General features: G+C 69.5%; 6 protein-coding genes. 2 read left to right on the top strand and 4 right to left on the bottom strand.

Annotation, left to right across the window (positions count from 1 at the left end; translation table 11 throughout):
- Positions 1-236 (bottom strand): Rieske 2Fe-2S domain-containing protein (locus tag ACK59X_RS27025; RefSeq protein WP_409961602.1); only part of this gene is annotated, 236 nt, incomplete at its 3' end.
- Positions 237-516: 280 nt separating this feature from the next.
- On the opposite strand from ACK59X_RS27025, the gene ACK59X_RS27020 reads away from it, so the two are divergent.
- Positions 517-1,512, top strand: coding sequence for a LysR family transcriptional regulator (locus tag ACK59X_RS27020; RefSeq protein WP_409961601.1), 996 nt, complete (start codon positions 517-519; stop codon positions 1,510-1,512).
- Between the two features lie 6 nt (positions 1,513-1,518).
- Here ACK59X_RS27020 and ACK59X_RS27015 read toward each other — a convergent pair whose 3' ends face one another.
- The 3 genes from ACK59X_RS27015 to ACK59X_RS27005 are packed head-to-tail and all read right to left on the bottom strand — an operon-like array spanning position 1,519 to position 5,151.
- Entirely contained in the window at positions 1,519-2,508 is a 990-nt protein-coding gene (locus ACK59X_RS27015; protein WP_409961600.1) for a helix-turn-helix transcriptional regulator, read from the bottom strand.
- Between the two features lie 19 nt (positions 2,509-2,527).
- Positions 2,528-4,666, bottom strand: coding sequence for a molybdopterin cofactor-binding domain-containing protein (locus tag ACK59X_RS27010; protein WP_409961599.1), 2,139 nt, complete (start codon positions 4,664-4,666; stop codon positions 2,528-2,530).
- The gene (locus ACK59X_RS27005; protein WP_409961598.1) at positions 4,663-5,151 is read right to left on the bottom strand and encodes a (2Fe-2S)-binding protein; all 489 of its coding nucleotides are present in this window, start codon (positions 5,149-5,151) and stop codon (positions 4,663-4,665) included. The genes ACK59X_RS27010 and ACK59X_RS27005 overlap by 4 nt, the downstream gene beginning before the upstream one ends.
- Before the next feature lie 470 nt (positions 5,152-5,621).
- On the opposite strand from ACK59X_RS27005, the gene ACK59X_RS27000 reads away from it, so the two are divergent.
- Complete coding sequence (locus ACK59X_RS27000; protein WP_409961597.1) at positions 5,622-6,572, top strand: IS110 family transposase; 951 nt, start codon at positions 5,622-5,624, stop codon at positions 6,570-6,572.
- Positions 6,573-7,140 lie beyond the last annotated feature (568 nt).

Genomic DNA, 7,140 nt, shown 5'->3' with positions numbered 1-7,140 from the left:
TGGCCGCTGCTGTCGACCTTGAGGCCGTGGTACATGCAGCGCACGCAGTCGCCTTCGCGCCGGCCCGCCGACAGCGGGGCGCCGCGGTGGCAGCAGCGGTCTTCCAGCGCGACGATGGCGCCCGTGCTGTCGCGGTACAGCAGGATGGGGATGCCGGTGATGGTGCGGGCGAACATGCCCTCGTGCGGGACTTCGTGGTCCCAGGCGCAGACATACCAGGTGTTCTTGATGAACATGGGTTGGGGACTCCGTTGTGTGTGCAGGGCGGGCCTCGGCGTTTTCAGGGCGAGGCATGCCACGGGCGCACCGCAGGGCGATGGCCGCGAAGGCGTTGGTGGGCAAGGGTGCGGTGCTGCAGGGTGCAGCGGGTGAGCGCGTTACGCGCTGGAAGGGGTCGGCGGGGTCATGGCTGCCATGGGCTTGTCTCCGGGTGGGATGCGTTCCTCTTAGTGAACGCTTGACGCAAGCATAGGCAGCAGGCCATTATTCGTAAACAACATGCAGTGCATGCAAGGAATGAACACGGTGCATATCGGAGACCTCGACCTCAACCTGCTGGCCGTGTTCGATGCCCTGGTGCGCGAGCGCAGCGTCACGCGCGCCGCCCAGGGCCTGAATTTGAGCCAGAGCGCCATGAGCCACGCGCTCAACCGGCTGCGCGCCTTCTTCGACGACCCGCTGTTCGTGAGCACGGCCACGGGCATGGTGCCCACGCGCAAGGCCCAGGGCCTGGTGGACCCGGTGCTCGGCATGATGGCCATCCTGCGCCAGCAGGTGCTGTCCGAGGCGCGCTTTGACCCCGCCACGGCGCACCGCGCCTTCACCCTGTGCATGACGGACATGGGCGAGCTGGTCTTTCTGCCCCCGCTCATCAGCCGCCTGCGCCGCGAGGCGCCGCACTGCACGCTGCACACGCTGCAGGTGCCGCCCGCGCAGGTCGAGGCGGTGCTGGCCTCGGGCGAGGCCGACCTGGCCGTGGGCTCCATGCGCAGCGCGCCCGAGGGGCTGTTCCAGCAGCGGCTGTTCATGCATTCCTTCGTCACCATCGTGAGCGCCCGCAACACCGCGGTGGGCGACACGCTCACGCTGGCGCAGTTCGAGAAGATGCCGCAGATCGCCGTGACGCTGTCGGGCAGCGTGAGCGGCGCCTACGACAGCGAGCTGGAGCGCCAGGGCGTCAAGCGCAACCTGTTCCTCACCACGCCGCACTTCCTGGTGGTGCCGCTGCTCATGGACGCGCACCCCGAACTCATCGCCACCGTGCCGTTGCAACTGGCCGAGGTCTTCAAGGGCTACGGCAGCGTGCGCATGGTGCCGCCGCCGGTGACCTTGCCGCCGTTCGCGCTCAACCAGCACTGGCACTCGCGCTTTCACCACGACCCGGCCATCATCTGGCTCCGCGAGCTGATGAAGCAGACCTTCGAGCACTACCCCGATGTGTGGCTTGGCGACCGGGCGAGCCGTGCCGCACCCGCCCCTGCGCGCAAACCGAAGCGTGCGCGCAAGGCGTAGCTGCTTTCATCCAGCCGTGAACGCCTGCCGGTAGCGTGCCGGCGTCATGCCCACCTGGCGCGCGAATTCGCGCGTGAAATGGGGCTGGTCGGCAAAGCCGCAGGCGAAACCGATCTCGGCAATTCCATGGGGCGTGTCCAGCAACCACTGCGCGGCGCTGCGCGTGCGCGCTTCGGTGGCAATGGTGCGGCAGCTCAGGCCGTGCGCGGCCAGGTGGCGCTGCAGGGTGCGGCTGGCCTGGCCTTGCGAGCGGGCCAGTGCATGGACAGAGTGCTCGCCAGCGGGGTCGTGCAGCACGCGCCGGGCAATCTGGTGGGCCAGGGCCGGCCAGGGCAGGGCGTCGCATAGGGTGGACTGCGGGTCGGGCGTCGGTGCGGCTTCGGGCATGGCGGCCACGGCGGTAGGCTGCCAGTGCAAGACCCAGTGGCTGGCATGGCCCTGGGCGATGGCAGTGGCCAGTGCTGCCGCGAGGTCGGGTCCTCCTGATAGCGGCAGTGCGGTGCCGCCGCCCAGGTGCACCGCCAGGCCGGGCACGCCCAATGCCTCGCAGCAGCCGAGCAGCACCCCCAGAACGGCCAGGCTCTCCGGCGGCAACGGTGCACCCCCTTTGCCGGGGCGTGCATGGTGGTGCAGGCTGACGCGGCCCGGGTCCTGCGCCAGCATGCTCACCTGGTGGCCCGAATGCACATAGCGCTCCAGCCGCTGCCAGCGCGCCAGCAGGCCGTGCACATCGCTGGCGCCCAGTAGCGCACGGTGCAGCGGGTCGCCCTGCAACCCGTGCACCTGTCGTGCCAGGTTCAGCAGCAGGGCCGGGCCGCCCTGGGCCAGCACCGCCTGCACCACGGCGCGCTTGCAGTCCAGCGGCACATGGCTGCCGGCCAGGGCCGCGGGTGCGGGCAGGCCGGGTGGCAGCGCCAGGCCCTGCGCTGCCATGGCGCGCACCAGCAGGCGGACCATGGCGGCGCTGGCGAAGTCGTTGTGATCGTCGTCCTGCATGGCGGGCATTGTGCGTGCTTCACGCCTTCAGGGCGTGCAAGACATGCTCGCTGCGCACCGGGAAACGCGTGAACCGGTGGCCCGTGGCGTCGCGCAGCGCGTTGGCAATGGCGCCCGCGCCGGCCACCATGGCCGTTTCGCCCGCGCCGGTCGGCGGCGCGCTGCTGTTCTCGATCAGGTGCACATGCAGGGGCGGTACATCGCCCATGCGTGGCAGCGCATAGTCGGCAAAGGTGGCGGCCGCCACGCGCGATGCGGCCACGGGCAGTTCTTCGTGCAGCACCAGCCCCAGGCACCAGACCAGGTTGCCCTCGGTCTGGGCGCGCACGCCATCGGGCTGCAGCACCAGGCCGCAATCGTGGGCGCACCACATCGCCGTTACGCGCACCTGGCCGCTGGCGCGGTCCACCGCCACGTCGGCCACGGCAGCGGCATAGCTCACGCCCTTGTAGATGCCACCGGCAATGCCGCGCCCGCGCAGGGTGGTGGCGTCGCTGGCGGGGCGCTCCGGCCAGCGCGCCTCGCGCGCCACGCGCTCGAACGCGGCGGCCAGGCGCTTGTCGGTGGTATGGGCCAGGCGCCAGGCCAGCGGGTCGGCGCCGGCATGGCGCGCGCATTCGTCCATGGCGCTTTCCACCACCAGGGTGTTGGGGCCCGCGCCCAGGCCGCGCCAGGGGCCCGTGTGCACCGGCAGGCGCTGGGCGGTGAACTCGGTGCGCTGCTGCGGCACGGCGTAGGCCAGCTGCGAGCCACGTGCCACGCCGCTGTCGCCCGCGAAGTCGGCCAGGGCCTGCATCCACGGTGGCATGGCTGCGGGCGTGAAGAGGATGTGGCTGCTGGCGAACGCATGCCACCAGTGCGTGACCTGGCCTTGGCGCACGCGGGCCCGCACCCGGTGGCTCGACGGCGGGCGCTGGAAGCCCTGGGCGAACTCCTGGGCCCGGCTCCAGTGCACCTTGACCGGCGCGCCCACGGCCTGCGCGAGCACGGCGGCTTCGAGCTCCACCGTGCACAGCGTGCGCCCGCCAAAGCCACCGCCCACGCGGCAGGCCTGCACCGCGATGCGCTCGGCATCGAGCGCGAGGTGGCGCGCCAGCACGTCGCGGACATAGAACAGGTCCTGCGTGCCGGCCCAGACGCGCAGCACGGGATGACCGTTCTGTGCCTTGGGGCTCCAGACTGCGGTGGCGCTGCGTGGCTCGATGGGAGCGTGCGCGGCCAGCGGGATGTCCATGCGCAGGTCGATGCTCCAGGCCTCGCCCTCGGGCATGGTGTCGCCGCGCGGTACATGGCGCAGGGAACCGTGCGCCAGGTGCTGGTCGATGTCGATGCGTTCTGCGATCTCGGCGGGCTCAAAGCCCCCTTGCACCTGCCACTGCACGGCCAGCGCGGCCTCGATGCGGTCCAGCGCGGCCGGGCTGCGCGCCACGATGCCCACGCCCAGGCTGCTCATCTGCCGCAGCAGCGGGCTGCGCACCACGGCCACGCAGGCCGGGTCGGCGCGGGCGGCGGCCTCGTCCATGGCGCCGGGGTGCGAATCCAGCTCGGCCGATGCCGGCGCGCGCAGCACCCGGCCATAGAGCATGCCGGGCAGGCGCGCATCGCCTGCGAACAGGGGCTGGCCGGTGACGATGGCGTGCAGTTGCCCGGGCGCAGGTGCCACAGGCCCAGACTCCGGCGCCACGGGCGGCGCGGACGCCAGGGCCTGGAAGCTGCGCAACGCGCGGGCCGGCAGCGGCTGGGCTTGCACAGTGGTGCTGCTGCCTGCCTGGGCAACGCCACTGGCCAGCGCCTCGCGCAGGGTGGCGCAGGCCTGGGCCAGGGGCAGGGCAAAGTCCTGCACGCTGGCGCTGCCCACGGTGGCGCGCACGCGGGCGATGTCGCCCGTGCCCGGCAGGCGCAGCTGCACGGCCTGCGGCTCCACGCCCAGTTCGGCCGCGGCCAGGGACTGCAGCGCGGTGCTGATCTGCTGGCCCATCTCGGTGCAGGGCACCCACAGGGTGTAGCGGCCGTCGGCACCATGGCGTATCCAGCCCTGGGCGTTCTCGGGCGTCGGGGCGGGGCGCTTGGGGATCACGGGCACCAGCGAGCAGCCGGCACCGAACACCACGGTGATGGCGGCCAGGCCTGTGCCGGCCAGCAGATGGCGGCGCTTCATGGCGCTGCCTTGGCGGTGGGTGATGGGCCCGAGCCCGCTGCTGCATGGTGGATCGCGGCACGGATGCGCCGCTGGGTGCCGCAGCGGCACAGGTGGCCGGCCATGGCAGCGTCGATCTGCGCATCGTCGGGCCGGGGCGTGGCGCGCAGCAGGGCCACGGCGCCCATGATCTGGCCGCTCTGGCAGTAGCCGCACTGGGGGACCTTGTGCTCCATCCAGGCCTGTTGCACGGGGTGCAGGGTGCCGTCTGCCGCGGTCAGCCCTTCGATGGTGGTGATGGCTCGGCCCTGCAGCGCCTGGGCCGTGAGCAGGCAGGCGCGGGCGGCCTCGCCGTCCACCAGCACGGTGCAGGCGCCGCACAGGCCTGCGCCGCAGCCGAAGCGGGTTCCGACTAGGCCGGCGGCCTCGCGCAGGAGCCAGAGGAGGGGTTCGTGTTCCCAGCCCTCGGGTACGGGGTGGGTTTGTCCGTTGATGGTGAGGTGCATGTTGCGTCTCCGGCCTGTGCTATGGGGATGGGCGCAGTGTCTGGGTCGAGGGGGTTGTGTGTCTTGAAGAATTGCGCCATCTGGGGTTGTGGTGGGCGCATGCCTTGGTTGAGGGCGGAGGCCGGGATGTGCGCCCGGCGGCGCAGTAACATTCTCTTGGGCCGCCAAGAGAAAGTCACCAAAGAGAAGGCGGCCCCCAGTCTGCGTCCCTCCGCTTCGCTGCGGGCAACCTGCGATGCTTGTATGGTTGAGGTGTCGGGGTGGAGGGACTCTGCGATGCATCGGCGAGGACCATTGACCGACGGCGCGAGTTGTCTCCCGCCCCACCTCCCAGCGTCGATCAGGAACTGAGCGGCGCACTGCCCTGTGCATGGAGACGTGCGGCAGCGCGACCACCGAACTGAATGCAAGCCAACCAGGGAGATGGACTACACCCCGACGAGACCATTATCTTGATTGGAGGTACCGTCATGCAAGCCTCTGCCGTGTTCATTGGAGTGGATGTGTCCAAGAACGAACTGGTGATAGCACAGGCAGGCCAGCCGCCTTGCTGCGTGCCCAACAACACGTCCAAAGTGCGCGCCTGGCTGCGCACAGTCCCCGCCCAGGCACAGATAGCCATGGAGTCGACAGGCCGCTACCACGCCCTGCTGGCCCACCTGTGCGTGCAGGCGGGCCTGAAGGTGTATGTGCTCAACGCGCGCGATGTGTTCTTTTATGCGCGGGCACTTGGCGCGCGGGCCAAGACAGACAGCGTCGATGCAGCAATCATTGCCCGCTACTTGGCAGAGCACCATGCACAACTGCACCCCTGGCAACCCGGCAGCGCGCTGCAGCAGCAACTGCAAGGGTTACTCAAGCGGCGCGCACAGTTGGCTACACATCGCTCGTCGCTGAGCCAGTCCTTCATTGGAATCGAGGTCCCGGGCAATGCCATGGGTAAGCTCAAGACAGCCTTTGAGGCACTACTGAAAGTCATTGATGCCCAGATCAAACACCTGATCGACAGCGATGTGCAAATGGCCCAGTGCAACAAGAGGCTGCAAACCATCACCGGCATCGGGCCTCAAACAGGAGCACTGCTGACGGTGCTGCTCAGCAGGATCACCTTCGCCAACGCCGATGCTTTAGTGGCCTATAGCGGCCTGGACCCTCGCCCCAACGACTCTGGAGCCAAGCGAGGGCGCAGGCGCCTGAGCAAGAAAGGGCCGGCACTGCTGCGCCGTCAAATGTTCCTGGCGGGCTTATCAGCCACGAGCAGCAAAGCCCTCAAGGCGCTATACAAAGCCATCCGGGCCAAGGGACTCACGACCACTGAAGCCATCGTGATCTTGGGGCGCAAGTTGCTGCGGATCGCCTTCGCGGTCTGGAAAAGCGGTCAGGTGTTTGATCCGGCAAAGATAGGGCATCAAGCAGGTTGACGCAAAGCATAGAACCTCGGTCCTGGGGTGGTGCCGATGAACTCCCTGCGCTCCCTCTGCGAGGGAGCTCCGGTCAAACAGCATCGGCAAGCTAGACCACGAAGTGCGTGTGTCCTTCGGCACACGCACCCACCCCAGGCCCTGCGCTTCTCGGCGCAGCCAGCAGGGGTGGGGAGCGGGTACCCGCCGGCTGCTGCTTTGGCAGCTGCGCCGGGTGTCGGTTACGTGCTGCGCGCTGCCGACGCAACTGGCGCGGCGGCCCTGCCCAGGCCAAGCGCAGCGAGGCAACTGGGGCCGAGCGAAGCAATGGCCCTTGTGGAGCCCGTTCCCACCCCCTTCTGACCGTGCCGAGAAGCGCAGGGCCTGGGATCGCAGGCTGCCCCCTCGCCACCGGGGTGGGGGACAGGGGCTGCGGGGTCGCCTTTCTTTGGGGTACGTTTCTTTGGCGACGAAAAGAACGGTACCTCGGCCGCCGGGCCGAGACCCGGCTCCCGCCCTCAGCAGAGGCATGCGGCATGCCTCCCCAGCAAACGTCAGATATCGTCCAGCAAAGCGTAAGGCAGCGGCT

Source organism: Acidovorax sp. (assembly GCF_046339755.1).
GTDB lineage: Bacteria > Pseudomonadota > Gammaproteobacteria > Burkholderiales > Burkholderiaceae_C > Acidovorax.
This window is presented reverse-complemented; position numbering and strand designations above follow the sequence as displayed.

What these genes read in the sequence shown, in the direction of transcription:
- ACK59X_RS27020 (WP_409961601.1), top strand. Translation starts at nt 517, where the DNA reads ATGAACACGGTGCATATCGGAGACCTCGACCTCAACCTGCTGGCCGTG.
- ACK59X_RS27015 (WP_409961600.1), bottom strand. Translation starts at nt 2,508, where the DNA reads ATGCAGGACGACGATCACAACGACTTCGCCAGCGCCGCCATGGTCCGC.
- ACK59X_RS27010 (WP_409961599.1), bottom strand. Translation starts at nt 4,666, where the DNA reads ATGAAGCGCCGCCATCTGCTGGCCGGCACAGGCCTGGCCGCCATCACC.
- ACK59X_RS27005 (WP_409961598.1), bottom strand. Translation starts at nt 5,151, where the DNA reads ATGCACCTCACCATCAACGGACAAACCCACCCCGTACCCGAGGGCTGG.
- ACK59X_RS27000 (WP_409961597.1), top strand. Translation starts at nt 5,622, where the DNA reads ATGCAAGCCTCTGCCGTGTTCATTGGAGTGGATGTGTCCAAGAACGAA.